Source organism: Phyllobacterium lublinensis (genome assembly GCF_020164435.1).
Taxonomy (GTDB): domain Bacteria; phylum Pseudomonadota; class Alphaproteobacteria; order Rhizobiales; family Rhizobiaceae; genus Phyllobacterium; species Phyllobacterium lublinensis.
Genome location: NZ_JAIUDQ010000020.1, coordinates 17,116 through 42,108 on the forward strand (window position 1 = coordinate 17,116; position 24,993 = coordinate 42,108).

Sequence of the window (24,993 nt, forward strand, 5' to 3'; positions counted from 1 at the left end):
CAGAGGTAGTGGCCGCCGAGCGATCCGGCAAGCGATTGGTTTCCCGTTTGTTTTTTGAGCAAGCTAGAGCCATTCATGGCTACACGGAACCATGAAGGCTCTAGCTCAGGTTCTTTTTGAAGAACTCCACCGTGCGGCTCCATGCAAGGTCCGCTGCCTTCTTGTCGTAACGGGCCTCCGACGTGTCATTGTTGAATGCATGGTTCGCCCCTTCGTAAACGTAGATTTCAAAGGTCTTGCCGTTCTCCTCCAGTGCCTTCTTATACGCGTCAATCCCGGCATTGATGCGGGTGTCCAGTCCTCCATATTGCAGAAGCAACGGGGCCTTGATCTTGGCAACGTCCTCAGCCTTCGCCTGCCGACCGTAATAGGCCACGCCTGCCCCGAGATCAGGCGAATTGACGGCCAGGTCATTGACCATGCCACCACCCCAGCAGAAGCCGACAGCTCCGACTTTGCCGTTGGTCGACTTGTCATTCTTGAGATATTCGATTGTTGCTACACCTTCCGCGATCGCCGTTTTCGGATCAAGCGCACCAATCATTTCGCGCGCTTTCTCCTCGTCCGGCGGAGTTCCACCCGCCGAAGACAACAGATCCGGCGCCAGGACAACGAACCCTTCGAGTGCCATGCGCCGGGCGACGTCGCGAATATGATCATTCAGACCACGATTCTCATGGATGACGATCACGGCCGGAAGCTTGCCGGAAGCGTCAGCCGGGCTCGCGCGGTATCCCTTGATTTCGCCCGAGGGTCCGGGAAGGACGAAGTCTTTTGTACGGAGCCGGCTGTCATCCGCAGCGACGATGGCTGCATGGGCAGAATTGGCAGCAAGCATCGGAGCGATCATGGCAGCGGCGGCGCCCGAACCGGCCAGCTTGGTAAGCTTGTCCATGAAGGAACGGCGGTCGAGGGTCAGATGCGTGTATTCGTCATATGCGTCGACCATGGCCTGCGTGATTTTCGGGGTAATTGTCGGCTCATTCATAACTGCCTCCTCCGAAGGACGGGGTGGGACGAGGCGCTGGCTCGTTTCGCGTCATCGTTTGAGGCGATGCGAAAGGATACCGGTGGAAAGGGCAACGCCAAGTCCGGTGATCACTGCTGCGGCAATTTCCCAGACCCCGACCGGCTCGTCAAGAAGCATGGCCCCTCCAAAGGCCGCAAGCGCTGGCGTCAGGGCGCTGAACGCGGCGGCCTGGCTGCCGCCAAGGGAACGGACCGCAATGCCGTAGGCCAGCATGGCTGCCAAGCCCGACAGAATACCCTGGCTGAGCAACTGCAAGCCGATCTCTTGCAGGCCAGCCTCGAAGATCGTCGTGCCAAAAACAAGCGCAAGCCCGACGTGGATGATGAACGACCAGACCGCAATGAGCGCGCCACCTTGCAAGGCGGTCAGGCCAGAACGCTTGAATGCATGGGTGTAACCGGCCCACAGAAGTGCGCCCAAAGGCAGGAAGACAAAGCTGATCCAGGAGATATCGTGGCTGCCAAGCGCGAGGACGAGCAGGATGGCCAGCCCGGCGACGATCGCAAAAAGGCCGAGGCAGCGCGTCAAATCCGGCCGTTCCCCAAACATGAGAACGCCAATCAGTGCGGCTGCCAATGGCATTGATCCGCCGAGTAGAACCCCGACGGCCGCTGCCGGTGTCGAATGGATTGCAAAGGTCGTGAACTGGAAGAACACGGCGCCCGCACCACAAACCATGATCGTCAGGAGCACCAGCGGAACATCACGCGGGATCAGGCCGGTTCTCAACCAGACCGGGGCAAGCACAAGTGCCGGCACGCCGTAGCGGATAAGACCAAGGTCGATGGTGCCCAGATGTGTCCCGCCGCTGTGGCGCGTGGCGATAATCCATGTTGCCCATATGAAAACAGTCACCAGTGCGCCGGCGTATCCCACACCGAATGACCTTGACGTCTTGTAGTCCTGAGCAAGAGCGACCATCGAAGTATCCTCCAAAACTGCCCGAACGAGCTTTCGGGTGAGGACATGATACGCCCGATGACACTGGCATGTCCTTGCAAGTTCATGCCAGTGCAATTACGATTACAGCAATTTTCAGTAAGAATAACTCCCCTAATGGGTGAAAAATGCCAAAACTGGATAAATTCGATATTGGTATACTCGAAGCGCTTCAGGAAGATGCCAGGGCAACGAATGTCGAGATTGCGGAGCGGGTGAACTTGTCGCCATCACCCTGTTTGCGGCGCATTCGCAACCTTGAGAAATCAGGGGTTATCCGAGGCTACCGGGCAGACATCGATCGCAAGGAAGTTGGCCTTGGCCTGACCGTGTTCGTCGAGATCAAGGTCAGTCAGCACAGCAAGGAGAATTCGGACGCGCAGCAGGCCGCCCTCCTGGCAATGCCGGAAGTTACCGCTGCTTTTCTGATTTCGGGAACGGCAGATTTTCTGGCCGAAGTTGTTGTAGAAGACCTGAGTGCCTATGAGCGTTTCCTGACCGAAAAACTGCTCGTGCTTCCTGCCGTTTCGGACATAAGGTCCAATTTTGCCATCCGGACAGTCAAGGCGACCAGTCCGCTGAAACTGCCAGTGCCGAAATGAACCGGCACTGGCATGGTCACCTATTCCGAAAAACAGATGCGATTGCTGAAGGGATCAATAACGGTCAGTTCCCGCCCCCAGTCCTGCTGTTCAATGCCAGGCTTCATGAACCGGTAGTTCTTCGAGTGAAGTTCCTTGTGCAGCGCATCAATACCCTTCATGCGCACGAACACCCTCGCACCCGGACTTGCGTCACCTGAATGTTCGCTCAAGTGCAAGGTCAGACCGGACCGGGAAACCTGGCAGTAAAGCGGGAAATTGTCGCCGAAGCGGTGTTCCCAATCGAGTGTGAAGCCCAGAAAATCGAGATAGAACTCCTTAGCCTTCGTGACGTCGAAGATTCTCAAGATCGGATTGGCCGGCCCGAACGAAATGGCCTCGGGAACGGTCGCCGCAGCATCAATCCTGGCCGCAAGCACATTCCAGTCATCGAAGCCAAAACCGGCCGCAACAAGCTCCAGACCTTCACTGTGGGAGAGTTCGATATTCTTGCGCTTGAGCGCTTGCCGTAGTGATTTGGCAATTGCCTTGGCGTCATTGAATGTACGCATCGTCATTCCTTCGCGTCTGATGAACGAGGAAAGTCAGTGCCCGCATTGCCGACTCGTTCATCATTCAAAGGATGAAACGTAGATTCGCTTGATGCATTCACCTTGGCCTCGGGACCGCGGGCGGCTGGCTGCATCGGCCACATCCATGGATAATGACAGTTCAACCGGCCGTCAACTGGACAAAATCACTCAAGATAACCGATCTCAAAGCCACTTGCCCGCCCAGCCGGCCGTTCACGCCGGGATGTACATTTTGAACGCCCGAAGGGATGGTGACTTTCAACTGCAAGTTTCGGGGGACACATGTCCGCCCAAGATTGGCCGTTCTCTTTTTGTATCGCTTTTAAACTGGTTTTTCGGAACCGAATCACTACATTGGGGACAAATGTCCGGATTGCCCGACGATATTCCGTTTTTTGACGAACCTGATGTGCCACGCCAGCCCTCGGGCATAGCGGCGCGTGCGATGCAGGCGCGTGGTTCCCCGCCCTATTTGTCAGGGCTCAATCCGGAGCAGCGACTTGCGGTTGAAACGACGGAGGGTCCCGTTCTGGTTCTCGCAGGCGCGGGGACCGGCAAGACCCGCGTCCTGACATCGCGGATTGCGCATATCCTGTCGCTCGGCAAGGCTTATCCCAGCCAGATACTGGCCGTGACCTTCACCAACAAGGCCGCGCGCGAAATGAAAGAGCGCATTGGCGTTCTTGTCGGCGGCGCCGTGGAAGGCATGCCATGGCTCGGCACGTTCCATTCCATCGGCGTCAAGCTGCTTCGCCGGCATGCGGAGCTTGTCGGCCTGAAGTCCGATTTCACCATTCTTGACACCGACGATGTCGTCCGCCTGATCAAGCAGATCATCCAGGCCGAGGGCCTCGACGACAAGCGGTGGCCTGCCAAGCAGTTCGCGCTGATGATCGATGGCTGGAAGAACAAGGGCCTGGGGCCCTCGGAGATAGCCGAAGGCGACGCGCGCGCTTTTGCCAACGGCAAGGGCCGGGAACTCTACGCCGCCTATCAGAACCGGCTGAAGACGCTCAATGCCTGCGATTTCGGCGATCTGCTCTGTCATCCCATCCGGATGTTTCGCGCCTACCCGGATGTGCTGAAGGAATACCACAACAGGTTCCGCTACATCCTCGTCGACGAGTATCAGGACACCAATACGGCACAGTACATGTGGCTGCGCCTGATTGCCCAGGGCTCGAAGAATGTCTGCTGCGTCGGTGACGACGACCAGTCGATCTATGGCTGGCGCGGGGCTGAAGTCGACAACATCCTGCGCTTCGAGAAGGATTTCCCCGGCGCCGTCGTCATTCGCCTCGAGCGCAACTACCGCTCGACCGCGCATATTCTCGGAACGGCGTCCTTCCTTATTTCCCACAATGAAGGGCGGCTCGGCAAAACCCTGTTCACCGACGCGGCCAATCCCGAGGACGCCAAGGTCAACGTCCATGCCGCGTGGGACAGCGAAGAGGAAGCCCGCGCCGTCGGCGAGGAAATCGAACAAGCCCAGCGCAGGGGTCACAATCTCAACGACATGGCGATCCTGGTGCGCGCCTCATTCCAGATGCGCGAATTCGAAGATCGCTTCGTTACCCTCGGCCTGAACTATCGCGTTGTGGGTGGTCCGCGCTTTTACGAACGGCTCGAAATCCGTGACGCGCTGGCCTATTTCCGCGTCGTGGCGCAAGGGGCGGACGATCTGGCACTGGAACGCATCATCAACACGCCTAAGCGTGGCCTTGGCGAAGCGGCAATCCGGCAGGTGCATGATTATGCACGTGCACGCGACATCAGCATGCTGGATGCGGCGACGGACCTGATTGAAACCGAGGAATTGAAGCCAAAGCCGCGCTCCGCCCTGCGCGAGGTGGTGGAAAACTTCCGGCGCTGGCAATCATTGATCGATTCCACGCCGCATACGGAACTCGCCGAGAAAATCCTCGACGAATCCGGCTATACGGCAATGTGGCAGGCCGACCGTTCGGCGGAAGCGCCGGGGAGGCTGGAAAATCTGAAGGAATTGATCCGCTCCATGGAGGAATACGAGTCGCTACGCTCGTTCCTTGAGCATGTGGCGCTGGTGATGGACGCCGAGCAGAATGAAAACCTCGATGCCGTCAACATCATGACACTGCACTCCGCCAAGGGGCTTGAATTCGAAACCGTCTTTCTTCCCGGCTGGGAGGAAGGGCTTTTCCCGCACCAGCGTTCGCTCGACGAGGGCGGCCGATCCGGTCTTGAGGAAGAACGGCGTCTTGCCTATGTCGGCCTGACCCGTGCCAAGAAGAACCTGCACATCTGGTTCGTCTCCAATCGGCGCATTCATGGACTGTGGCAATCCACCATCCCCTCCCGCTTCCTCGAGGAACTGCCCGAGGCACATGTCGATGTCGTGTCGACAGGCGAATCCTATGGCGGGTACGGCGGTCGCGGCGGTTATGGTCAATCCCGGTTCGATCGCGCCGATCCCTTCGAAAACAGCTATTCGACACCGGGCTGGCAACGCGCCCAGCAGCATCGCTCGGACGCAACGCGCAATAATTGGGGCTCACGTTCAGGTGCCCGCGTCGAGCGCATCGGCTATGGCGAAACGGATTCAGGCCATGGTGCCGGACGCGGCTCCGTCAAGGGCCGGACGATCGACGGCGAACTCGTGGCGAAATCTGTCAGCGAAACACCGTCGAATTTCGACGTCGGCGACCGGGTCTTCCACATCAAATTCGGCAATGGCAACGTGTCGTCCATCGAAGGCAACAAGCTGACGATCGATTTCGACAAGGCTGGCCAGAAGCGGGTCCTCGACAGCTTCGTCAAAGGGATTTGAGCAGCGAACCCTCCTGCCTCGCCTTACCCCTCGAACAACCAGTCTCCATGCACCCAGCCGGAAAAGTCCGGGTTCTCGGCCTTGTCCAGGACCGAAACATAGCACCACCTGCCCTGTGCTTCGTGAACAACCACCTTTGTACCATCCGGTAGCGGTGCCGGCCTGAGCAACCCGAATGTCGCTCCGGGGCCGCAACGAATGTTAAGGCCGCTGCTTGTACGAACAACCATCGTTGCGTTGCCGTTATCGGCCTCGCCGCGTACTCTTGCCTTGAAGACGTCCATATCCCATGCGGGTCCGGGATCGGATTTGCGGCCCGGCGCGATGTCATCATGGCCGACAATGTCCTCGATGGCATATTCGGTGCAGATCGCCCGTGCCGCGGCTATTGCAGCCTCAACCTGTGCCGGATTGAACACCTCCCATCCACCGGCGGGCGTCCCGAATTTGTGGCGGGCCTCGATGACTTTGGATCCGTCAACGACGGCTCCCGTCCATGTGATCCAGCCATCGATGCTCTTGTTGAGCGCCCCCCAGTTCTCGATCTCGATCCCGATTGCTTGATCATTCAATCCTGCATAACGCGTGCCGTTTGTCCCGATCCACTGGCTCTTGCCCGCGTGCCAGGCAACGACATTGAAGGGAACGCACTGGGTCAGGGATCCATCGCGGCGCATCACGAGGTGCGCCGAAACATTGGCGTTTTCCTGCGCAAAGTACCTGGCAATATCGGCATCGGGTCCGCTTGCCGTGTAATGGATCACCAGGAATCTCGGCTTTAGTTCTCCTCCGACATTGGGCGATGCGACGAACTTCACATTGGAGGTACCGGCTCGAAGCCTATGATTCTTTATGCGAAAATCCATAATCAAACCTTTGAAAAGTTTGATTTATTCTGAACCAGACGAAGCCGCATTGAAATTGGCCAATAGTAGCAGACTGCATTCCCGAAATCAGAGTGCCGGAATGCTATTCCGGCTTGCCCTTCGCCCATGTCACATTGCCTGCAAACAGCGGTATCGTCGAAATCGACGTCTTCGCCGACCCGTCCTGAACCTGGCTGGCATGCGCAAGATATATCAGGGTATTGTTCGCCTTGTCATAGATCCGCGTGATGATGAGTTTCTTCCAGATCAGGCTTGTCCGCTCTGAAAACACACGCTCTCCCCCTTCACCCAGCTCGATATCGGCAATAACGATCGGGCCGGTCTGCTGGCAGGAGATGGAAGCATTGGACGGATCTTCGAACCAGTTGCCTTTCTGCAACCGGTCGATCACGCCGCGCGAAAACGAGGCGAGATGGCAGGTGACGCCCTGCACTTTCGGGTCGTTGACGGCATCGATGACAATGTCATTGCCGAACCAGTCGACGCCGACCTTGCCGACCTCTTCCGCCTGTGCGGGCAGGATTGCGGCACAGACAAGGGCGAGCACAGCCACGATACGCTTCATCGAAAATCTCCTGAAAATTGGTTGCAGGTCCCACAGACAGTTGGATATTGCATGGGAAGATTGCAAGCGGCGTTTCACCCTGCTGCCCGCTCCCATTTGGACAGAAAATCCTCGATGCTGAGAGCCTGGATGTCGGGGATGGCTTCAAAAATTGTCGCAGCGGGCCAGTTCCACCATTGGAGCCGCAGCAGGCGGGCGGCAACGTCCTCAGGAAAACGCAGGCGGATCAGCCTGGCCGGATTGCCGGCGACGATCGTGTAGGGCGCGACATCCTTGGTGACCAAGGCATTTGCGCCGATCACAGCCCCGTGGCCGATCCTGACGGCAGGCAAGATGACCGCACCATGGCCGATCCAGACATCATGGCCGATCTCGACCCGCTTGGCCTGCCGGCGTGCCCGAAACGCACTGTCGACACCTTGATAGCGGAAGTATTCGTTCGGCCGATAGCTGATCTTATGTGTGGTCAGCCGCTCCATCGGATGTTCAAGGGCATTGATCCGGACATTGGATGCTATCGAGCAGAAGCGGCCGATATCGGCGTAGATCCCCTCGCTGTGGCGTTCGAAGTAGGTGAAATCACCTGCTGTGACATCCCTCAGAATGACGCGCTCGCCGACCTCGGCATATTTTCCGAGCTTGACGCCCTTGAGCTGCGCGCTGGGATGAATGCGTGGCTGGTCGTTCTGGAAGCGGGGATCGTCGGTGTCAGCCATCATGTTTGCCCGAAATGAGGTTCAGCCAACGCTTTGCACAAAAATCACTGGCGTTGCAACACCACGCTGCGAGGGCGATATCCGCTAGCTATCCTGAACGTGGGCGTCCAAAACTCATTCCTGTAATTTCACACCGATGAACGTGCCTTTGGCATCGTAACGGCATGCGAACTTCGTGATCCCTTCGCTGCCCCGATCGACTTCCCCTTCGATCGTCGTCAAGCCATGGGCTTGTTTTACCGGCGGATTAACCTTCACGTATTGCGGCCGCGTTCCATAGAGGCCGGCCACCTCTCCACGACAATACACGGGCTGATTGACCTTCCGCAAAGTCACTCCTTTTTCGGTAAGCCTCACCATCGGTGCTTCAAAGATGGAATCCGGTGCTACCATCGGCGTCCCCGAGACCGTCGGTAAAGTGCAACCGCCAAGGACAACTGTGGCGGTAATAACCGCCAAGGCAAGGTTTCTCATTTTGCTCCCCCGTTTTTGACGACATTATTTGTTTGAAGAATAACACGACGAACTTGAAATGTTTAGCAGTGCCGGTAACGCCGAAAATACGGAAGGAGCAGGCTTTTTTGTTGAATCAGCCAATATGATTAGTATTGATCTTTGCTTTGCATAAACAACAATGAGGACCTATATTCGGGACATGAAAACATCATCGTCCATAGGCGCGCCGCGAATGGCGCTGTATGCGGCTCTCGCACTGGGGGCGGCAGCAGCATCCGGGCTGACGTTCGCCGCATGGTTCAACCACGGCGATTCCATCTTCCTGTCACTTATCAATGCGGGCCTGGCGTGGTGCATGTAGCCGACGCGCAGACCCAAGGCCATCATCCATGAACAAACGCCTGCTGCCCTTCCTGATTGTGGCAATTGCACTCCTTGCGGCCGGGACCGGCTGGATCACTTTTCAGTCGTCCCGCGAGACAGCCAATGGCGGCAGCCAGGGTCCATTTGGCACCCCGTTCCAGTTGACGACAATGAATGACGAGCCGATTACCGAGGCCGCGTTTCGCCAGAAGCCGTCAGCGGTGTTCTTCGGATTTACCCATTGTCCCGAAGTTTGCCCGACGACGCTGTTCGAGCTTGACGGCTGGTTGAAGAAGCTGGGCGTGGACGGCAAGGACATCAATGCATATTTCGTGACGGTGGATCCTGAACGCGATACGTCTGCCATCATGAAATCTTACGTCTCAAATGTCTCCGACCGCATCATTGGTGTGACCGGGGATCCGGGGAAGATGGAAGCGATGCTGAAGGGCTATGGCGTCTATGCGCGCAAGGTTCCCGTCGAGGGCAAGGATTATACGATGGATCATACCGCCTCGATTTTTCTGCTGGACAGCAAGGGCGGTTTCTTCGGTACCATTGCCTACGGCGAAAATCCTGATACGGCTGTCGAGAAATTGAAACGCCTCTCCGAGAGCTAGCGAATACCGAAAGCCATTGCCCGATGACCACCCAGACCCGACTTTTCCTCACCGCCGGCAAGATCGAAGCCGAGCGTGTATTCGCTCTGCTTGAACGAGCCTTCGAGGATGAGGGCCTTCCGATCTCCACCTCGGAGATCGATGAAGACCGCGAGATATTCGAGGTTTCAGTCTATACGTTTGAACCGGACGAGATCGAGAGCCGCATCCGGGATATACTCGGCAGCGATGCGTTTGGCCTGGAGCTCAAGCGCGAGCAGGTGCCGGACATCGATTGGGTGGCGCATTCTCTCGAAGGGTTGAAACCGGTTCGCGCCGGGCGATTCTTTGTGCACGGCTCGCATGACCGCAACAAGCGCCGCATCAATGACCTCGCCATCGAAATCGACGCGGGGCTGGCATTCGGCACTGGCCATCACGGCACCACATCCGGTTGTCTCGACATGATCGGCGAAGTAATCCGGCGCGAACACCCGCGCAGCGCACTGGATCTTGGAACCGGCAGTGCGGTGCTCGCCATCGGAATTGCGAAACTCGCGCCAATTCCTGTCCTGGCGACGGATATTGACCCGATCGCCGTTGCCGTAGCACGGGAGAATGTGGTGAAGAACGGCGTCGCATCACGCGTACAGACGGAGACTGCGACAGGCTTTCATCATCCGGCGATGCGCTTCGCCGCACCGTTCGACTTGATCGTCGCCAACATACTTGCCCGTCCGCTGATGCAGCTAGCGCCCGCAATGCGCAGACACCTTGCCTGGGGCGGCTCGCTGATCCTTTCAGGAATACTGGAAACCCAGCGCGACAAGGTTCTCGCCGCCTACCGTGTGCAGGGACTGTTTCATCAAAAGACACTGCGGCGTGAGGGCTGGGTCACGCTGCACCTTAAAGCGAACGCAGCCCCCAAGGCGCTCTAGAGCCTTTCGTGGCTACACGAAGGCCTCTAGACGTAATAGTTGGTGTGTCTGGTTCTCTCGCGCGTTCCATCGATGGGCCGGACCGCATACCGGCGCATTTGAACCGCGCGGTAGGCAATCAGATTATCGAGTGCTGTCTTGAAAAAACCGCGGATCCTGTCTGCCATCTCTCATCTCCATGATAACTGCTGGCAACTGATCCTCCCGTTACAAAGATGGTGATTCGATTGGACGCGAACCAGCGCCAATCCGGCATGGCAGCCATGTTCATCGCGCATATGCGGATGTAATAATTGTGTAATGGGTAAGTGACCGACTCGTACATCAACAACAGAATCTGGTCGTCCTCCATTGCGCCCGAGAGGTCGGGAAGATAGGTTTCCGCCTCCAACAGCAGAGGTTCCAATTCATCATGTTCCAGTCGTTTGAGGTCGTTAGCAATCCGGCAACCGCGGCCCCCCGGGTCGCAAAGCTGCGCGCCGAGCTCGAAAGCCTTGGTCTTGACGGCTTTCTCGTTCCGCGCGCCGATGAACATCAGGGCGAATACGTACCCGAAAGAGCCCGACGCCTGGCTTGGCTGACGGGCTTCACTGGGTCAGCTGGCGTTGCGCTGATCATGAAGACCAAGGCGTACCTGTTCGTCGACGGCCGATATACGCTACAGGCCGCCGAACAGACCGATCCCGAAATCTTCACCATTGAAAGCCTTGTGGACACGCCGCCCCCGGTCTGGCTGCGCAATACCGAGAAACAGCTGACGATAGGCTTCGACCCCTGGCTGCACACCATCAGCGAAACCAAGTCGCTGCGCGAAGCGCTCGAAAAGAACGGCGGCAGCCTCGTCGCCGTCAAGGACAACCTGGTCGACAACATCTGGGACGATCAGCCGGCACCACCGCTTGAGGCTGTTACCATCCAGCCGGAGAAATTTGCAGGCAAGCTTGCCAGCGAAAAGCTGCATGAACTGGCCGAGGCCGTCAGCAAGGCCAAGGCTGACGCGACAATCCTGACAGATCCGTCCTCGATTGCCTGGGCATTCAACATTCGCGGCAATGACGTCAGCAATACACCGCTGCCTCTGGCTTTCGCGCTGCTTCCCGCGTCGGGGGAGCCTCTGCTCTTCATCGACAAGCGCAAGCTGCCGATCGAGACTGAGGCATATCTTACACAGCTTTCGACATTGCGCCCGCCCTCAGCACTGGATAGCGACGTCGCGACATTCGCATCTGCGGGGAAGACGGTGCTGCTTGATCCGGCTCTGGCCGCTGAAAAGTTGCGTCTGATCGTCGAACAGGCCGGTGGCAATGTCGTCGATGGCCTTGATCCGGCACGGCTGCCTCGCGCCATCAAGAACTCGACCGAGCTCGAAGGGGCACGCAAATCGCATGAACGCGACGGCGTGGCCATGGTGTCGTTCCTCTCCTGGATTGACGAACAGGCTCCCGGCACGATTGACGAAATCATTGCAGCGACGAAGCTCGAGGAAACCCGCCGCACTGTTGCCGAAGGCTTCCAGATGCCGCTCGAAAATCTCTCATTCGACAGCATTTCCGGCGCTGGACCGAATGGCGCTTTTGCGCATTACCGCGTCAGCACCGCATCAAACCGCACATTGCAGGACCGCGAGCTCTATCTGATTGATAGTGGCGGCCAGTACCGCGATGGCACGACCGACATCACCCGCACGCTTCCGGTCGGCAAGCCGACCGAGGACATGAAACGCAAATTCACGCTGGTACTGAAGGGCATGATCGCCATTTCCACCGCGCGCTTCCCCAAAGGCACGCGCGGCATGGACATAGATGCTCTTGCGCGCATTGCGTTGTGGAAGCACGGCTATGACTACGGTCATGGGACCGGCCACGGTGTCGGGTCGTTTCTATCCGTGCATGAAGGACCGCAAAGCATCTCCAAACGCGGTGTGCACGAGCTGTTGCCGGGCATGATCCTCTCCAACGAGCCCGGTTACTACAAGCCCGGTCCCGGTGGATATGGCATTCGCACGGAAAACCTTCTGATCGTAACCGAGCCTGAGGTGCCCCAAGGCGGTGACATCGCCATGATGGGCTTCGAAACCATCACGCTCTGCCCGATAGACAAGCGGCTGATCGATACGAGCCTACTCATGCGCGAAGAACTGGTCTGGCTGGACGCCTATCATGCGCGGGTTCGCGAGGCGCTTCTGCCACACACGAATGGACAAGCTCGCGAATGGCTCGTCAAAGCCACCGAGCCGCTGACTCACAACAGTTGAGATAAGGATAGGTCTAGGAAAACTGGCGCATCAGAATGATGGCCGCTGCGCCAGCGATAAACATGGTCAGGGCATTGAACCGCAGCGCAACCAGCCCCGCAAACGCCAATGCCAAGAGGCCACGCCAGTCTGCCGTAGCGGCAGCTGGCGCAACCAGTGTCGTGAGAACCGCGGCAGGCACGGCATTGAGCGCCACTTCGACACGGGGATGAATGCGCTCGAACCGCGACAACACGAGATGGCCACCGATGCGCGTAAGGAAGGTCAGCACTGCCCCGGCTATGATAATCCAGAATATCGACGACATCAGCGTTTACCCCTTGCACGCTCCGGCTTGGCGACGATCACCGCCACGATGATCCCGGCCAGCGCGCCAATGCTGACATGCCAGGGTGAGCCGATCGTCTTGTAGGCGATGATCGAGACAACAGCACTGGCGATGACGATGGCTGCCCAGTTGTCACGCTTGCGAAAGCCCATGACGAGACCAAGGAAATAGATCGGCAGCAACATGTCGATGCCAAGCGCGTGCGGATCGGAAATGAGGTTGCCGAAGAGCCCGCCAATCCAGGCCTCCGTTACCCACATGACATAGATCGGAGTGGCAACGCCGAGATACCAGACGAACGTGACGGCCTTACCGGATTCGGCACGCTTTTCGGTTTCCGCATATTGCGGGTCGGTCAAAAGGAAATAGCTCAGAGCGCTCTGCAGCGGTTTGAAGTGACCGATACGCCGTCCCACGGCCGCAGAATACAGCACGTGGCGAAAATTGACCGCAAAGATCGAGAACACGATCAACCAAGCCGGGATGTGCTGGCCGAAGAGCTCGATGCCAACCATCTGGCTCGCACCGCCAAAGATCGCGGCGCTCATAAGGACAGCTTCAAAAACGCTGAAGCCGTTATCGACCGCCAGGGCGCCAAACAGCAGGCCGAAAGGTGCCGACGCAATCATGATAGGCAGACCTTTGGCAAAGCCTTCCCAGAATTGCGAACTGCGGGTACCCGCATTCACCGGAATCGATTCCCGTTGATATATTTGTTCATCCATCGATCTGCTCTAGGCCAGGATGGTCAGGCTGTCACGTGAGATTTGTTGATCAATACCATCAATGTTGCTGCAGCAAGCCTCCATCCCCTCCTTCTTGTCTCGGACTTTGCTGGTGGCTAGGGTGCCACCGGGTCTGGTGAAAGGGAGAAAGCCATGACGCATGTTATTGATCGTGACGTCTGGGCAGAGGGTCCGGACCTCTGGCACGGGGAAGTGACCGGCAAGCCCTATGGCACCCCTGTGTCAATCATCTTCAATTCCCAGCAACGCATCGGCGGCGGGCCGCGGCTCCACAAGCATCCCTACACCGAGACGTTCATCATCCGCAAAGGTCACGCGCGCTTCACAGTCGGTAGTGAAATAATTGATGCCCATGAGGGCCAGATCGTTGTTGCTCCTGCCGATACACCGCACAAATTCGAGAATCTCGGACCGGGAATCCTGGAGACAATCGATATCCATGCCAACGAGGTGTTCATTACTGAGTGGCTTGAATCACGCTAGGCGACGAGCGTGCCCTCGATCGCCCTGCCCCAGTCGAGGAGTGGCTTTGCCCGCACTGCGAAGTCGAAAAGGTCATCGGCAAGTTTAGGCGAGGTGATGCCGGCGGGATCGATCGCAAGCCGCACGACGAAATTGCGATTGCGCAGCGCATCGACCAGATCCGGCTCGGTGACCGTTTCAAATCCGCGCGGCGTTCGTTTCAAGCGGTCGGTATCATTCAGCACCAGCCCATTTTTCGCCAGCGCCTTGACCATCGCCCGATATTTCTCGGGCCTCTCGACAATGGCCTTGCGCATGGCGAGCAGAAGCTCCGGCTTTGGCTGCCACCATGCAATGGCAGCATAGCAGCCGCGATACTCCTCGAGGCCAATGCACACATAAAAACACCCGCTCTCCGCCCACTTGTTGCCGTCGGGTGACAACAACGCTGACAGATGCCGGTTGTAAGGGCTCTTGTCCTTGGAAAAACGGGTGTCGCGCTTGATGCGAAATTGCGACTTCTTGCGGTCGCCCCTGAATGGCAGTCCGGCCTTTTCAAAACGCGCCAAGAGATGCTCGACCAGATCGCCGAGCGGGTCGTACAAGTGTTCTTCAAACAGATCCTTGTTCTCAAGGAACCACTCGCGATTCTGATGAAAATCGAGCGCTTTCAGAAACGGCAACGCCTTGTCGCCAAATCCCTTGAACACGACCTCGCTCATGCGCCCACCAGGGTAAACCAGGCGTCCTCGTCAATGACCTCGATGCCGAGACTTTGTGCCTGAGCCAGTTTAGAGCCCGCACCAGGTCCGGCAACGACAAGATCGGTCTTCTTGGAAACGGATCCTGCCGTCTTTGCGCCATAGCGCTCGGCCATGGCCTTGGCTTCGTCGCGCGACATCCGTTCCAACGATCCGGTGAAGACGATCGTCTTCCCTGTAACCGGCGAGTCACCCACGGTCCTGACTTCTTCATCGAGAGGAGTGACCTCGACGAGAAGTGCCGCAAGGGCTTGCCTGTTGTGCTCTTCGGCATAGAAATCGACGAGGGCCTCCGCGACGATGCTGCCTATGCCTTCCACCTCGTTCAGTTCACGCCATGCCTCATTGCCCTTGTCGGCCCTGTCCTTGGGCGGCACGGCGGCGATGGCGGCATTGGCCAATGCTTCATAGGAGCGATAGGCCTTTGCCAGCCGCTTGGCATTGACCTCGCCGACATGACGGATGCCAAGGCCATAAATGAAGCGGCTGAGCGTGACCTGGCGCCGGTCATCGATCGCATCATAGAGTTTCTTGACCGATGTCACGCCGAAACCGTCAATATTTTCAAGTTTGGTCAGTGAGCCGGCCTGTCGCTTCTTCAGGGTGAAAATATCGGCGGGCGTGCCGATATGCAGCGCCGGATCCTCCGATTTGAAGAAAAACTCCACCTGCTTCTCCCCAAGCCCCTCAATGTCGAAGGCGTTGCGGGAAACGAAATGCCGGATGCGCTCCACCGCCTGGGCCGGGCAGATCAAACCGCCTGTGCAGCGGCGTACCGCCTCGCCCTCTTCACGTACCGCATGCGAGCCGCAGGCGGGGCAGGTATCCGGGAAGACATAGGGCGATGATCCGCGCGGCTTGTCGGCAACGATGTCGACGATCTGGGGTATGACATCGCCGGCGCGCTGAACGACGACCGTATCACCGACCCGCAGGTCCCTGCCCTCGCGGATCGGCTGACCATTCTGGCCAATGCCTTTAATATAATCCTCGTTGTGCAGCGTCACATTCGTCACGACGACGCCGCCCACCGTGACCGGCTCAAGCCGCGCGACGGGTGTCAGCGCACCGGTGCGGCCAACCTGAATGTCGATACCTCTGAGGATCGTCATCGCGCGTTCAGCCGGGAATTTATGGGCGATCGCCCAGCGCGGACTGCGGGAGACAAAACCCAGCCTTTGCTGCAGGGCAAGGTCATCCACCTTGTAGACGACACCGTCGATATCATAGCCGAGCAAGGCGCGCTGTTCCTCGATCTGGTGGTAATGTTTCACCAGTCCTTCCACTGTCTCGAACCGCTGCATCAACGGATTGACACGAAAACCGTAGGACTTGAACGCTTCGACCATTCCCATCTGCGTCGCCGCCGGCATATCGCTGACCTCGCCCCAGGCATAGGCAAAAAACTGCAGAGGCCGCGAGGCCGTGATCGTTGCATCGAGTTGGCGAAGGGAGCCCGCCGCAGCATTGCGGGGATTGGCGAAGATTTGCTTGCCTTCCTTCGCCTGCCGCTCGTTGAGCGCCGCGAAATCCGCGTGACTCATATAGACCTCGCCCCGAACCTCAAGGACGGCTGGGGGCTTGCCATTCAATACGTTGGGGATACTGGCCACGGTGCGCGCATTGAGGGTGACATTTTCGCCGGTCGCACCGTCTCCGCGGGTGGCCGCAGTCACCAGACGCCCCGACTCATAGCGCAAGGACAGCGACAGGCCATCGATCTTGGGTTCGGCAGTAATGCCGATGGGGGCGCCAGCGCCAAGCTTCAGAAACCGTCGCACGCGGCCGACAAAATCCTCGACATCGCTGTCGTGAAAGGCATTGTCCAGCGACAGCATCGGAATGGCGTGCGTCACCTTGCCGAATTTCTCCGAAACGCTCGCGCCCACCTTGTTGGACGGCGAATCCTCGCGTTTCAGGTGCGGAAACCTCTGCTCGATGGCAAGGTTTCGCCGCCGCAGCGCATCATATTCTGCATCCGAAATCGTCGGCGCGTCTTCGGTATTGTACCGGTAGTCGTGGCCTGCAATTTCTGCTGCCAGACGGCCAAGTTCCTCGGCGGCTTCCGCCTCGGTGAGTTTTTCGACGGAAATGTCTGCTGCCATGATACGCTCGATACTGGATTCGACGGGAGATTAGCCTATGGCATGCGAAAATGCATCGTGCAAAGTTAGGCTGGTAAGACAGTTATGCGTGGTTCGACAAGCCGGATTGCAGCCATCCGATCAAGCTGCATTCTCTCTCAGCAGGCGAACCGCTGCGGCACGTGCTTCCTCTGTCACGCTGGCACCAGCGAGCATCCGGGCGATTTCTTCCTGCCGGTCGTCCGTTTCCATGGCGCGGATTGAGGTGGCCACGCGATCGTTTCCGCTCGCCGCCTTGGCGATGAGGAAATGGGTCTGCGCCCGCGCCGCCACCTGCGGCGCATGGGTCACCGACAGCACCTGGACTTGTCCGGCAAGACGCCGCAGACGTTGGCCAATGGCGTCAGCAACGGCGCCACCAACACCCGTATCAATCTCGTCAAACACCAGTGTCGGTGCCGAGCCACGGTCGGCAAGCGCCACCTTCAGAGCCAGCAGGAAACGCGAAAGCTCGCCGCCGGATGCGACTTTCATCATTGGACCCGGACGCGTGCCGGGGTTGGTCCGAACCCAATATTCGACCGTGTCGATGCCTTCGGCTGCCCGGTTCTCCGCATCCGTCGTCATCTCGACAATGAATTCGGCCCGCTCAAGTTTCAGTGCCGGAAGTTCGGCCATCACCGCCTGTTTCAAATGATCTGAAGTCTCGCGCCGGTCTTTCGAAAGCGCCAGTGCGGCCTGGTCATAGGCCTCACGAGCGGCCATCGCTTCCTTTTCCAACGCAGCAAGCCGTTCGGCACCGGCGTCGATATCGGCGAGGTCTGCATCCATCTTGTCCCGCAGGGCAGCGAGGTCATCCACCGGAACCGAATATTTGCGGGCCGCAGCGCGAAGCGCGAAAAGGCGCTCTTCCGTTTGTTCGAGAACACGTGGATCGAAGTCGATGGCGCGGATGGCTTGCTCGATGCCATTCTGGGCCTCGGCCAGCGCATTCAACGCTTCATCGATCGCCTTGACCACCGGTTCGAGCAATTGCGGTGCTTCCGGCACCTTGCGCTCAAGCCGCCGCACGAGGCTGGCGAGCGATGGAACGGGTGACGCGCCGCCAGAGAGAACCTCATTGGCATCATTGACATCGCCGGCAATCTTTTCCGAGCGCATCATGTCGGTGCGCTTGATCGCCAGCATCTCTTCTTCCTGGGGTTCCGGATCAAGCTTGGCAAGCTCTTCGACTGAAGCCCGCAGATAATCGGCCTCGCGTGTCGCAGCTTCCACCCTGGCCCGGTGGCGAACCAGCGTGTTCTCGGCATCGCGCCATGTCTTGTGGGCCGTGCGCACCAGAGCAGCCTTCGTTTCAAGCGCTCCGAACGCATCAAGCAGCGTGCGGTGAATGTCGATGTCGATCAGGGCGCGATCATCGTGTTGGCCATGGATCTCGACCAGCTTGCGGCCAAGCTCCTTGAGCAAGGTGACACTTGCGGCCTGATCATTGATGAAGACGCGGCTGCGTCCGTCAGCCGTTTGCACCCGGCGCAGGATGATGTCGCCATCGTCATCGATATCATTTTCGCGCAGCAGCGATCGTGCTGGATGGCCGCCCATGACATCGAACACGGCCGTCACCTGCCCCTGCTCCGCCCCGTGCCGGACGAGCGAAGCGTCGCCACGCGCGCCGAGGGCGAGCGACAGGGCGTCAAGGAGGATCGATTTGCCGGCGCCGGTCTCACCAGTGAGAACAGACAAGCCTTCGCGAAACTCGATGTCGAGCCGTTCAATTAGAACAATATCGCGGATCGACAGATGCGAAAGCATGGATTGCCCGGATTAGACGCCGTCTTTGCCGCCAGTGATTGCCGCCGCGGCCTTTGACAACCATGAACCCGTGCTTTCACGTGGCTCAAGGCCACCACTTTGCAAGAGCTTGTAACTATCCTTGTACCATTCACTATCCGGATAGTTCTGGCCAAGTACAGCAGCCGCCGCCTGGGCTTCATTCGTCAGGCCGAGTGCGTAGTTTGCCTCAACCAGTCGCGCCAGTGCTTCTTCGACGTGACGCGTATTGGAGTATTGCTCGACGACAACGCGGAAGCGCTTGATCGCTGCCAGATATTCCTTGCGCTCGAGATAGTAGCGGCCCACCTGCATTTCCTTGCCGGCAAGCTGGTCACGGCCAAAACGGATCTTGGCCTTGGAATCCTCGACATATTCGGAATCGGGGAACCGCTCGACCACTTCGCTGAAAGCGGCTATCGAACGGCGCGACATGCTCTGCTCGCGCGTCACATCCGGTATCTGGCGATAGTAGCAAAGGCCGGTGATGTAATAAGCGTAGGCCGCCTCCGGCTGCGTCGGATAAAGCGCGATATAACGCTTGGTCATGGCAAGCGCATCATCATACTTGCCGGCGCGATAGTTCGCGAACGCACCCATGACCAGAGATTTACGGGCGAATTCCGAATAGGGATGCTGACGATCGACGGCATCGAATTTCTTGGCAGCCTCGGCAAGGCGGCCGGAATTCAGATTGGCAAGTGCCTGGTTGTACAGGACGTCCGCAGGTTCGATTGTGTCGACATAGGCGTTCAGATCGATATCATCATCTTTGGATGCACAACCAGAAATGGCGATAGCGCTGGCAATTGGAACAAGAAGAAGGGCCATGCGGGCCCTGTGGCCCCACCCCGTATTCATCGACATTCTGCAATTCGCCATGCTGTCTCCGGCCCCACATAATAGTTTAAGAGCATTGATCGCAAACCCGATATCACGTTTGCGGCTCACGCTCTAGGCATACCTAATCTTACCGTCGGTTGGGCGCTCATAAACCACAAGCCGACAGAATCAGCAATCTTATTGCCGTGTAATCGTCCAATTTTGTGGCGAACCTGAAATGAATTCAATCTTGTTTCGGTAATGATATGTGGCCGACCCGGTAGGCCTGAACACCGGGGCCCGGCATCAATGGGCGCGGCTCGCCCCAAAGTTGCAAGCGAACGCGCGTCCAACTCGCCGGCTCAAAGGCCGAAATGGAGGCAAGCGCCCTACCGTTCTGCACGTCGTCGAAGACTTCCTCGCTTTCACGTTGTCGCAATTCGCCAAGCGCTGAATGCGCTGCCGTGACCCGCATTTCGCGCGTCACAAACGTTGCCTGCGCAACGTCGGGAGACAAATGAGCCTTCCAGATGAACCAGGTCCTGACCACGGGCCAGCCAAATGAGCGCGTGAGTGCAGCAAAGCCCTCGCCAGTCAGGAAATCATTCAAGCCGTCCTCATGGTTCCAGAGATAGAATGGAGCATAGAGGTTCTCGCGGCTTTGGGTTCCATCGCCGCTCCGCGCCGTCAGGTAAGCCTTGAGTTTCAGATTGGGGAAATTGTCGAGCAGATGGCCCTTCTCAGCTATGCGGCGGTCGATGATCGTCATGTCGTAGTCTGCGGGCAATGGAAAACTGTATTGCATGGCAATCATGGCAGGTGCTCCCATAAAGCAATGACTTCAAACTGATTCCAGCATCTGGGTATCCCCGTTGCCAAACGACCATTCGTCCCTGCTCGAGGTGCTGACGATGATCATTATATCTTCCGGCCTTATCCCTGGTGCCTTGCCAAGCAATGCTACCAGCCGCTTGTAAAATGCCTTTTTCGTCGCTGTATCCCGCGGCTTGCCCGTCGTAATTGCGAACAGGATGAAATCGTCGGAACGCGGCCCGCCAAAATAATTGCGGTCGAAGATCAATTCGTTGGGGCGGTGCTGATGAATGGCCTGAAACCGGTCGTCCGCCGGCACGTTGAACGCTTCTACCATTGCTTGATGCAGGCTGTCGGAAACGGCTCTAAGGTATTCGGGCGATTTGCCTTCAAGCAGCGAGATACGGGTAAATGGCATCGGAACTCTCCTTGAGGTCGGTGGCCAATAAACTTGACCTCGAATTTATAGACGCGCATATTAATCCTGAAAATCAGAAAAATATGAACAAATAGTCCTGAAAAAATGGATAATTAAAATGCGGCGGATTACGTTTGATCTGGATGTTTTGCGGGCATTCTCCACCGGAATGGAGCTGGGCAGCTTTGCGAAGGCGGCTGATCGTCTGGGACGGTCCACTTCCGCCGTAAGTGCGCAATTGAAGAAGCTGGAACAGCAGGCCGAGACGCCGATCTTCGTCAAGGCGGGCCGCGGCCTTGCACTTACTGACGCCGGCGAGACCATGCTTGCCTATGCGCGCCGCTTGCTTGAACTCAACGACGAAGCGGCAACCGCCATCCATGGTACCGAACTTCAGGGATGGGTAAGACTTGGATTGCAGGAAGATTTCGGCGAGACCATCCTCCCGGAAGTGCTGGGCCAGTTCGCACGTGCCCACCCGAAGGTGAGGATCGAGGCCCGGGTGGCACGCAATGCCGAGCTGATTGAGCGAGTAACGTCAGGCAGACTTGATCTCGCCCTGGCATGGAGCGATGACGCCGTCACACCCCATTGCCAGCACGTCATGGATGTTCCGATGTGCTGGGTTGGACCGGGCGGAGAACCGAAGACCTGGACGGGTTCGGCCGAAGAGCCGCTGCCATTGGCATCGCTGGAAGCGCCATGCTTGCTGCGAACTGCTGCCATCAATGCGCTCGACCGCGCCGGGATTCCGTGGCGCTTGGCATTTATCAGTCCGAGCCTGGCCGGATTGTGGGCTGCCACTGCTGCAGGCCTCGGTGTGACGATCCGCACCCCAATCGGACTTCCTGCCAGTGTCCAGCCGTTGGTACCTGAAAAGAGCGGATTGCCGAAGCTGCCTAGGCTCGGGCTGGCCCTGCACCGCTCGGAAGCTCAACCTGACCCGGCAACGGCACGCTTGGCGGCCATCATGCTGCAGGCCGTCCACAACGCGATACCTGGATTCTAGACCCCTCCCGGTCCAATCAGATCGCCCACGGCGCAAAGACAGGGGCATTCACCGCGACGAGTGACGCACCGCGGGTTTGCCCGCGCTTGCCCGCCATCTCGACAATCTCGAATGCGGTATGATCCGAAAGGAGTGCGCGCAATACGGCCGCATTCAGCCGGTGGCCACCGCGATAGGAGCGGAAACAACCGATGAACGGCGCTCCCGCCAATGCGAGATCGCCAATGGCATCCAGCGTCTTGTGGCGGACAAACTCGTCCTTGAAGCGCAGACCACCCGGATTGATGACCGAATGGTCGTCGCCGATGACCAGGGAGTTGTCGAGCGACGAGCCGAGCGCCAGGCCGGCAGCCCAGAGCTTTTCGACGTCACGCATGAAACCGAATGTGCGTGCGCGAGAAATCTCCTTGCGGAAGAGCGCCTCATCCATATCGCCCGCGAATTTCTGGCGGCCGATCACCGGGGTCTCGAAATCGATCTCGACCTCGTATCGCGTGCCGTCATAGGGGCGGAACTCCGCCCACGAGGCGCCGGCCTCGATACGCGATGTCTTGAGGATGCGAATGAAACGTCGTTTCGCCGCCTGACGGACGAACCCGGCCTGCTCGAATGCATCGAGGAACGCAGCTGACGTTCCATCCAGGATAGGCACCTCCGGTCCGTCGATCTCAATAACCATGTTGTCAATGCCGGCTCCCACGATCGCCGCCATGACGTGCTCGACGGTGCTGATCGTGACACCTGCACGGTTCGCAAGCGTCGTAGACAGATCGGTCGTACCGACTTCAGACACCAGTGCCCTTATTTCGTGGCTGGCGCCGCTGCCATCGATCCTGTGGAAAACAATGCCGGTATCGGGATCGGCGGGGACAAACGATATCGTAACCGGCGCACCGCTGTGCACACCTGCACCTGAAAGCGATACACGCTCTGCAATCGTCGTCTGGAAATCGCGCAATAGAAACCTCGTGCCGGTGAACCCGCCGCCAGACAAACATGCCCGGCGTTCTGACCTTGGTATGCTGCACGTTCGGAATCAGCGCAGCCGCTACCATGTTGCGGCGCAAGATACAGTCGGTGCCTCCTGAAGCAAAATCACGGTTTTGCGACGTTTGTAACGCAATTCCCGCGCCCGCCAATTAACAGGATCGAAGCTTTTTCAATAAGTTGAATGAAAAATTCCGCCATTGCGACAATGGCGGAATTCATGATTTTTAACATTCCGTGAACAGATCAGTTGGCTTGGCGGCGGAGGAATGCCGGAATTTCAAGCTGATCATCCTCGGAGGGCTGACGCGATTGCGGCTGCACCCTACCCTGCTCGTCAAGCTGTCCGCGGCGCGGCGCATAGATCGATGCGTCTTGCGAAAGCGGACGGCGTGGTTCGGCCGGACGCATGGCGGGCTCGCGCGGCTGCGCGGGTTCCAAGCGGGCGGTATCGTCGTCGCGACGGGTCAATCCGGCGGTGAGCCGCTTCAACAGCCCCATAGGACCGCGATCTTCCTGGGCCTCATGTGAGGTCTGATCCCGTCCCTGATCGCGGGCGCCCATGTCGCGGGCATTGAGTTCCGCCTGAACGACCGGCGGGAAATCAGCAACATTGGGCATGCGTGGCGCTGGTGCCGGCTGCGGTACTGGAGCAGCCTGCACCTGAGGTTGAGGAGCCGGCTGATGCACTGGCGGCTGGGGAGCCGCAGCGACCGGGGCATCGAAGACTTCCGGAGCGGGTGCCTGGAAAATACGGCTCTGCGGGCGGAATTCCTGCTCGGCTGGCTGTGGTGCACGCGGAAGATCGTGCTCGGCAGGGCGAGGTGCCGCCGCTACCGGATCTGCGACGCGGGCGGCCGGCTGCTGAACAACCGGACGTGCAACTGTCTCAACTCTTGCGGCCGCATGCTGCACAGGCTTGGCAATGGGCTTCAGAGGCTGGCGAAATTCGATCGGCGCAGGCGCCGACTCTCCAATCTGCTTGTCGATGCCCGTTGCCACGACAGAAACGCGGATGATGCCTTCGAGGCTTTCGTCAAAGGTCGCGCCGAGGATGATATTGGCATCCTGGTCAACTTCCTCACGGATACGTGTTGCAGCCTCGTCAACTTCAAACAGCGTCATGTCGCGGCCACCGGTGATCGAAATCAGCAGACCCTTGGCGCCACGCATGGAGGTTTCATCGAGCAGCGGATTTGCGATGGCAGCTTCAGCGGCCGCCATGGCACGGCCATCGCCTGAGGCTTCGCCGGTACCCATCATCGCCTTGCCCATCTCGCGCATGACTGAACGTACGTCCGCGAAGTCGAGATTGATCAGGCCTTCCTTGACCATCAGGTCGGTGATGCAGGCTACGCCGGAGTACAGAACCTGGTCGGCCATCGCGAACGCGTCGGCAAACGTCGTCTTGTCATTGGCAATGCGGAAGAGGTTCTGGTTCGGGATGACGATAAGCGTATCGACATTCTTCTGCAGGTCCTCGATGCCCATGTCGGCGGTGCGCATGCGGCGCTGACCCTCGAAATGGAAAGGCTTGGTCACAACGCCTACCGTCAGAATGCCTTTTTCGCGCGCGGCGCGGGCAACGACGGGAGCAGCGCCGGTTCCGGTGCCGCCACCCATGCCGGCGGTGACGAAGCACATGTGCGTCCCCGACAGATGGTCGTTGATCTCATCGATGCACTCTTCTGCAGCTGCGCGGCCGACTTCGGGCTGCGACCCTGCCCCGAGACCCTCGGTCACGGCAGCGCCGAGCTGAATGAGGCGCTCAGCCTTGGACTGTGAAAGTGCCTGCGCATCAGTGTTGGCCACAACGAATTCAACACCGCGCAAGCCGGCATTGATCATGTTATTGACCGCATTGCCACCGCCACCGCCGACACCGAAGACGGTGATGCGGGGCTTAAGCTCGGTAATATCCGGCTTTTGCAGATTGATACTCATTTGTCTCGTTCCTTTTCGTCTTTACCGCCTCGCCGCTGCGGTATTTTTTTGGGTTTCCCCGA

The 24,993-nt window shown here is 58.4% G+C and carries 26 protein-coding genes; 8 read left to right on the forward strand and 18 right to left on the reverse strand.

Features of this window, described 5'->3' with window-relative positions; genetic code table 11:
* Positions 1–100: 100 nt before the first annotated feature.
* Positions 101–988 (reverse strand): dienelactone hydrolase family protein, encoded by an 888-nt coding sequence (locus K9U38_RS19810; RefSeq protein WP_224496078.1) that lies wholly within the window; start codon positions 986–988, stop codon positions 101–103.
* A 51-nt stretch (positions 989–1,039) separates the two neighbouring features.
* Positions 1,040–1,951 (reverse strand): DMT family transporter, encoded by a 912-nt coding sequence (locus K9U38_RS19815; protein WP_224496079.1) that lies wholly within the window; start codon positions 1,949–1,951, stop codon positions 1,040–1,042.
* Between the two features lie 146 nt (positions 1,952–2,097).
* Here K9U38_RS19815 and K9U38_RS19820 point away from each other — a divergent pair, with 146 nt between their 5' ends.
* On the forward strand, positions 2,098–2,571 hold the full coding sequence (locus K9U38_RS19820; RefSeq protein WP_224496080.1) for an Lrp/AsnC family transcriptional regulator: 474 nt from the start codon (positions 2,098–2,100) through the stop codon (positions 2,569–2,571).
* Between the two features lie 20 nt (positions 2,572–2,591).
* Here K9U38_RS19820 and K9U38_RS19825 read toward each other — a convergent pair whose 3' ends face one another.
* Complete coding sequence (locus K9U38_RS19825) at positions 2,592–3,122, reverse strand: glyoxalase superfamily protein (RefSeq protein WP_224496081.1); 531 nt, start codon at positions 3,120–3,122, stop codon at positions 2,592–2,594.
* A 385-nt stretch (positions 3,123–3,507) separates the two neighbouring features.
* On the opposite strand from K9U38_RS19825, the gene K9U38_RS19830 reads away from it, so the two are divergent.
* On the forward strand, positions 3,508–5,949 hold the full coding sequence (locus K9U38_RS19830; protein ID WP_224496082.1) for an ATP-dependent helicase: 2,442 nt from the start codon (positions 3,508–3,510) through the stop codon (positions 5,947–5,949).
* Between the two features lie 23 nt (positions 5,950–5,972).
* Here the strand turns inward: K9U38_RS19830 and K9U38_RS19835 are convergent, their stop codons facing one another.
* From K9U38_RS19835 to K9U38_RS19850, 4 genes are all read right to left on the reverse strand, one after another.
* Entirely contained in the window at positions 5,973–6,815 is an 843-nt protein-coding gene (locus K9U38_RS19835) for an N-acetylmuramoyl-L-alanine amidase (RefSeq protein ID WP_224496083.1), read from the reverse strand.
* 103 nt (positions 6,816–6,918) lie between these two features.
* Positions 6,919–7,401, reverse strand: coding sequence for a CreA family protein (locus K9U38_RS19840; RefSeq protein ID WP_224496084.1), 483 nt, complete (start codon positions 7,399–7,401; stop codon positions 6,919–6,921).
* A gap of 74 nt (positions 7,402–7,475) precedes the next feature.
* Positions 7,476–8,117: an LbetaH domain-containing protein gene (locus K9U38_RS19845; RefSeq protein WP_224496085.1), complete on the reverse strand. Its 642-nt coding sequence runs from the start codon at positions 8,115–8,117 to the stop codon at positions 7,476–7,478.
* Positions 8,118–8,231: 114 nt separating this feature from the next.
* The gene (locus K9U38_RS19850; RefSeq protein ID WP_224496086.1) at positions 8,232–8,591 is read right to left on the reverse strand and encodes a hypothetical protein; all 360 of its coding nucleotides are present in this window, start codon (positions 8,589–8,591) and stop codon (positions 8,232–8,234) included.
* Positions 8,592–8,772: 181 nt separating this feature from the next.
* Here K9U38_RS19850 and K9U38_RS19855 point away from each other — a divergent pair, with 181 nt between their 5' ends.
* Genes K9U38_RS19855 through K9U38_RS19865 form a run of 3 tightly spaced genes read left to right on the forward strand, consistent with a single transcriptional unit; the run spans position 8,773 to position 10,473 of the window.
* Positions 8,773–8,934 (forward strand): hypothetical protein, encoded by a 162-nt coding sequence (locus K9U38_RS19855; RefSeq protein ID WP_224496087.1) that lies wholly within the window; start codon positions 8,773–8,775, stop codon positions 8,932–8,934.
* Positions 8,935–8,962: 28 nt separating this feature from the next.
* On the forward strand, positions 8,963–9,556 hold the full coding sequence (locus K9U38_RS19860) for an SCO family protein (protein WP_224496088.1): 594 nt from the start codon (positions 8,963–8,965) through the stop codon (positions 9,554–9,556).
* A 23-nt stretch (positions 9,557–9,579) separates the two neighbouring features.
* Positions 9,580–10,473: a 50S ribosomal protein L11 methyltransferase gene (locus tag K9U38_RS19865; protein ID WP_224496089.1), complete on the forward strand. Its 894-nt coding sequence runs from the start codon at positions 9,580–9,582 to the stop codon at positions 10,471–10,473.
* 26 nt (positions 10,474–10,499) lie between these two features.
* On the opposite strand, the gene K9U38_RS19870 is transcribed toward K9U38_RS19865, so the two are convergent.
* Positions 10,500–10,640, reverse strand: coding sequence for a hypothetical protein (locus tag K9U38_RS19870; RefSeq protein WP_224496090.1), 141 nt, complete (start codon positions 10,638–10,640; stop codon positions 10,500–10,502).
* A gap of 242 nt (positions 10,641–10,882) precedes the next feature.
* Here K9U38_RS19870 and K9U38_RS19875 point away from each other — a divergent pair, with 242 nt between their 5' ends.
* Positions 10,883–12,727 carry an aminopeptidase P family protein gene (locus tag K9U38_RS19875; RefSeq protein WP_224496139.1) on the forward strand — a complete coding sequence of 615 codons (1,845 nt, stop codon included), beginning with the start codon at positions 10,883–10,885 and terminating at the stop codon, positions 12,725–12,727.
* A 13-nt stretch (positions 12,728–12,740) separates the two neighbouring features.
* Here K9U38_RS19875 and K9U38_RS19880 read toward each other — a convergent pair whose 3' ends face one another.
* Both K9U38_RS19880 and K9U38_RS19885 read right to left on the reverse strand, forming a co-directional pair.
* Positions 12,741–13,034 (reverse strand): AzlD family protein, encoded by a 294-nt coding sequence (locus K9U38_RS19880; RefSeq protein WP_224496091.1) that lies wholly within the window; start codon positions 13,032–13,034, stop codon positions 12,741–12,743.
* On the reverse strand, positions 13,034–13,780 hold the full coding sequence (locus tag K9U38_RS19885) for an AzlC family ABC transporter permease (RefSeq protein WP_224496092.1): 747 nt from the start codon (positions 13,778–13,780) through the stop codon (positions 13,034–13,036). The genes K9U38_RS19880 and K9U38_RS19885 overlap by 1 nt, the downstream gene beginning before the upstream one ends.
* 153 nt (positions 13,781–13,933) lie before the next feature.
* Between K9U38_RS19885 and K9U38_RS19890 the strand changes: the two genes are divergently transcribed.
* Positions 13,934–14,284, forward strand: a complete 351-nt coding sequence (locus tag K9U38_RS19890; RefSeq protein ID WP_224496093.1) for a cupin domain-containing protein — start codon at positions 13,934–13,936, stop codon at positions 14,282–14,284.
* Here the strand turns inward: K9U38_RS19890 and K9U38_RS19895 are convergent.
* The 6 genes from K9U38_RS19895 to K9U38_RS19920 form a co-directional block, all read right to left on the reverse strand.
* Positions 14,281–14,985 carry a DUF2461 domain-containing protein gene (locus K9U38_RS19895; protein ID WP_224496094.1) on the reverse strand — a complete coding sequence of 235 codons (705 nt, stop codon included), beginning with the start codon at positions 14,983–14,985 and terminating at the stop codon, positions 14,281–14,283. The two genes, K9U38_RS19890 and K9U38_RS19895, sit on opposite strands and share 4 nt — an antisense overlap.
* Positions 14,982–17,129 (reverse strand): NAD-dependent DNA ligase LigA, encoded by a 2,148-nt coding sequence (gene ligA, locus K9U38_RS19900; RefSeq protein WP_224496095.1) that lies wholly within the window; start codon positions 17,127–17,129, stop codon positions 14,982–14,984. Before ligA ends, K9U38_RS19895 begins: the two co-directional genes overlap by 4 nt.
* 120 nt (positions 17,130–17,249) lie before the next feature.
* The gene (gene recN / locus K9U38_RS19905) at positions 17,250–18,920 is read right to left on the reverse strand and encodes a DNA repair protein RecN (RefSeq protein WP_224496096.1); all 1,671 of its coding nucleotides are present in this window, start codon (positions 18,918–18,920) and stop codon (positions 17,250–17,252) included.
* A 12-nt stretch (positions 18,921–18,932) separates the two neighbouring features.
* Positions 18,933–19,799 carry an outer membrane protein assembly factor BamD gene (locus K9U38_RS19910; RefSeq protein ID WP_224496140.1) on the reverse strand — a complete coding sequence of 289 codons (867 nt, stop codon included), beginning with the start codon at positions 19,797–19,799 and terminating at the stop codon, positions 18,933–18,935.
* 205 nt (positions 19,800–20,004) lie between these two features.
* Complete coding sequence (locus K9U38_RS19915) at positions 20,005–20,574, reverse strand: DUF4865 family protein (RefSeq protein ID WP_224496097.1); 570 nt, start codon at positions 20,572–20,574, stop codon at positions 20,005–20,007.
* A gap of 27 nt (positions 20,575–20,601) precedes the next feature.
* Complete coding sequence (locus K9U38_RS19920) at positions 20,602–20,991, reverse strand: tautomerase family protein (protein ID WP_224496098.1); 390 nt, start codon at positions 20,989–20,991, stop codon at positions 20,602–20,604.
* Positions 20,992–21,109: 118 nt separating this feature from the next.
* Between K9U38_RS19920 and K9U38_RS19925 the strand changes: the two genes are divergently transcribed.
* Positions 21,110–22,000: a LysR substrate-binding domain-containing protein gene (locus K9U38_RS19925; protein ID WP_224496099.1), complete on the forward strand. Its 891-nt coding sequence runs from the start codon at positions 21,110–21,112 to the stop codon at positions 21,998–22,000.
* Positions 22,001–22,016: 16 nt separating this feature from the next.
* Here K9U38_RS19925 and lpxC read toward each other — a convergent pair whose 3' ends face one another.
* Positions 22,017–22,958, reverse strand: a complete 942-nt coding sequence (gene lpxC, locus K9U38_RS19930) for a UDP-3-O-acyl-N-acetylglucosamine deacetylase (protein ID WP_224496100.1) — start codon at positions 22,956–22,958, stop codon at positions 22,017–22,019.
* 275 nt (positions 22,959–23,233) lie between these two features.
* Positions 23,234–24,931, reverse strand: a complete 1,698-nt coding sequence (ftsZ, locus tag K9U38_RS19935) for a cell division protein FtsZ (RefSeq protein ID WP_224496101.1) — start codon at positions 24,929–24,931, stop codon at positions 23,234–23,236.
* Positions 24,932–24,993 lie beyond the last annotated feature (62 nt).

Excerpts from the sequence above, each read along its gene's own strand:
- K9U38_RS19815 (WP_224496079.1), bottom strand. The coding sequence starts at position 1,951 with ATGGTCGCTCTTGCTCAGGACTACAAGACGTCAAGGTCATTCGGTGTG.
- recN (WP_224496096.1), bottom strand. The coding sequence starts at position 18,920 with ATGCTTTCGCATCTGTCGATCCGCGATATTGTTCTAATTGAACGGCTC.
- K9U38_RS19845 (WP_224496085.1), bottom strand. The coding sequence starts at position 8,117 with ATGGCTGACACCGACGATCCCCGCTTCCAGAACGACCAGCCACGCATT.
- K9U38_RS19870 (WP_224496090.1), bottom strand. The coding sequence starts at position 10,640 with ATGGCAGACAGGATCCGCGGTTTTTTCAAGACAGCACTCGATAATCTG.
- K9U38_RS19825 (WP_224496081.1), bottom strand. The coding sequence starts at position 3,122 with ATGCGTACATTCAATGACGCCAAGGCAATTGCCAAATCACTACGGCAA.
- K9U38_RS19915 (WP_224496097.1), bottom strand. The coding sequence starts at position 20,574 with ATGATTGCCATGCAATACAGTTTTCCATTGCCCGCAGACTACGACATG.
- K9U38_RS19860 (WP_224496088.1), top strand. The coding sequence starts at position 8,963 with ATGAACAAACGCCTGCTGCCCTTCCTGATTGTGGCAATTGCACTCCTT.
- K9U38_RS19810 (WP_224496078.1), bottom strand. The coding sequence starts at position 988 with ATGAATGAGCCGACAATTACCCCGAAAATCACGCAGGCCATGGTCGAC.
- K9U38_RS19830 (WP_224496082.1), top strand. The coding sequence starts at position 3,508 with ATGTCCGGATTGCCCGACGATATTCCGTTTTTTGACGAACCTGATGTG.
- K9U38_RS19885 (WP_224496092.1), bottom strand. The coding sequence starts at position 13,780 with ATGGATGAACAAATATATCAACGGGAATCGATTCCGGTGAATGCGGGT.
- K9U38_RS19865 (WP_224496089.1), top strand. The coding sequence starts at position 9,580 with ATGACCACCCAGACCCGACTTTTCCTCACCGCCGGCAAGATCGAAGCC.
- ftsZ (WP_224496101.1), bottom strand. The coding sequence starts at position 24,931 with ATGAGTATCAATCTGCAAAAGCCGGATATTACCGAGCTTAAGCCCCGC.
- K9U38_RS19820 (WP_224496080.1), top strand. The coding sequence starts at position 2,098 with ATGCCAAAACTGGATAAATTCGATATTGGTATACTCGAAGCGCTTCAG.
- K9U38_RS19895 (WP_224496094.1), bottom strand. The coding sequence starts at position 14,985 with ATGAGCGAGGTCGTGTTCAAGGGATTTGGCGACAAGGCGTTGCCGTTT.
- ligA (WP_224496095.1), bottom strand. The coding sequence starts at position 17,129 with ATGGCAGCAGACATTTCCGTCGAAAAACTCACCGAGGCGGAAGCCGCC.
- K9U38_RS19840 (WP_224496084.1), bottom strand. The coding sequence starts at position 7,401 with ATGAAGCGTATCGTGGCTGTGCTCGCCCTTGTCTGTGCCGCAATCCTG.
- K9U38_RS19855 (WP_224496087.1), top strand. The coding sequence starts at position 8,773 with ATGAAAACATCATCGTCCATAGGCGCGCCGCGAATGGCGCTGTATGCG.
- K9U38_RS19880 (WP_224496091.1), bottom strand. The coding sequence starts at position 13,034 with ATGTCGTCGATATTCTGGATTATCATAGCCGGGGCAGTGCTGACCTTC.
- K9U38_RS19910 (WP_224496140.1), bottom strand. The coding sequence starts at position 19,799 with ATGAATACGGGGTGGGGCCACAGGGCCCGCATGGCCCTTCTTCTTGTT.
- K9U38_RS19835 (WP_224496083.1), bottom strand. The coding sequence starts at position 6,815 with ATGGATTTTCGCATAAAGAATCATAGGCTTCGAGCCGGTACCTCCAAT.
- K9U38_RS19925 (WP_224496099.1), top strand. The coding sequence starts at position 21,110 with ATGCGGCGGATTACGTTTGATCTGGATGTTTTGCGGGCATTCTCCACC.
- K9U38_RS19920 (WP_224496098.1), bottom strand. The coding sequence starts at position 20,991 with ATGCCATTTACCCGTATCTCGCTGCTTGAAGGCAAATCGCCCGAATAC.
- K9U38_RS19850 (WP_224496086.1), bottom strand. The coding sequence starts at position 8,591 with ATGAGAAACCTTGCCTTGGCGGTTATTACCGCCACAGTTGTCCTTGGC.
- K9U38_RS19890 (WP_224496093.1), top strand. The coding sequence starts at position 13,934 with ATGACGCATGTTATTGATCGTGACGTCTGGGCAGAGGGTCCGGACCTC.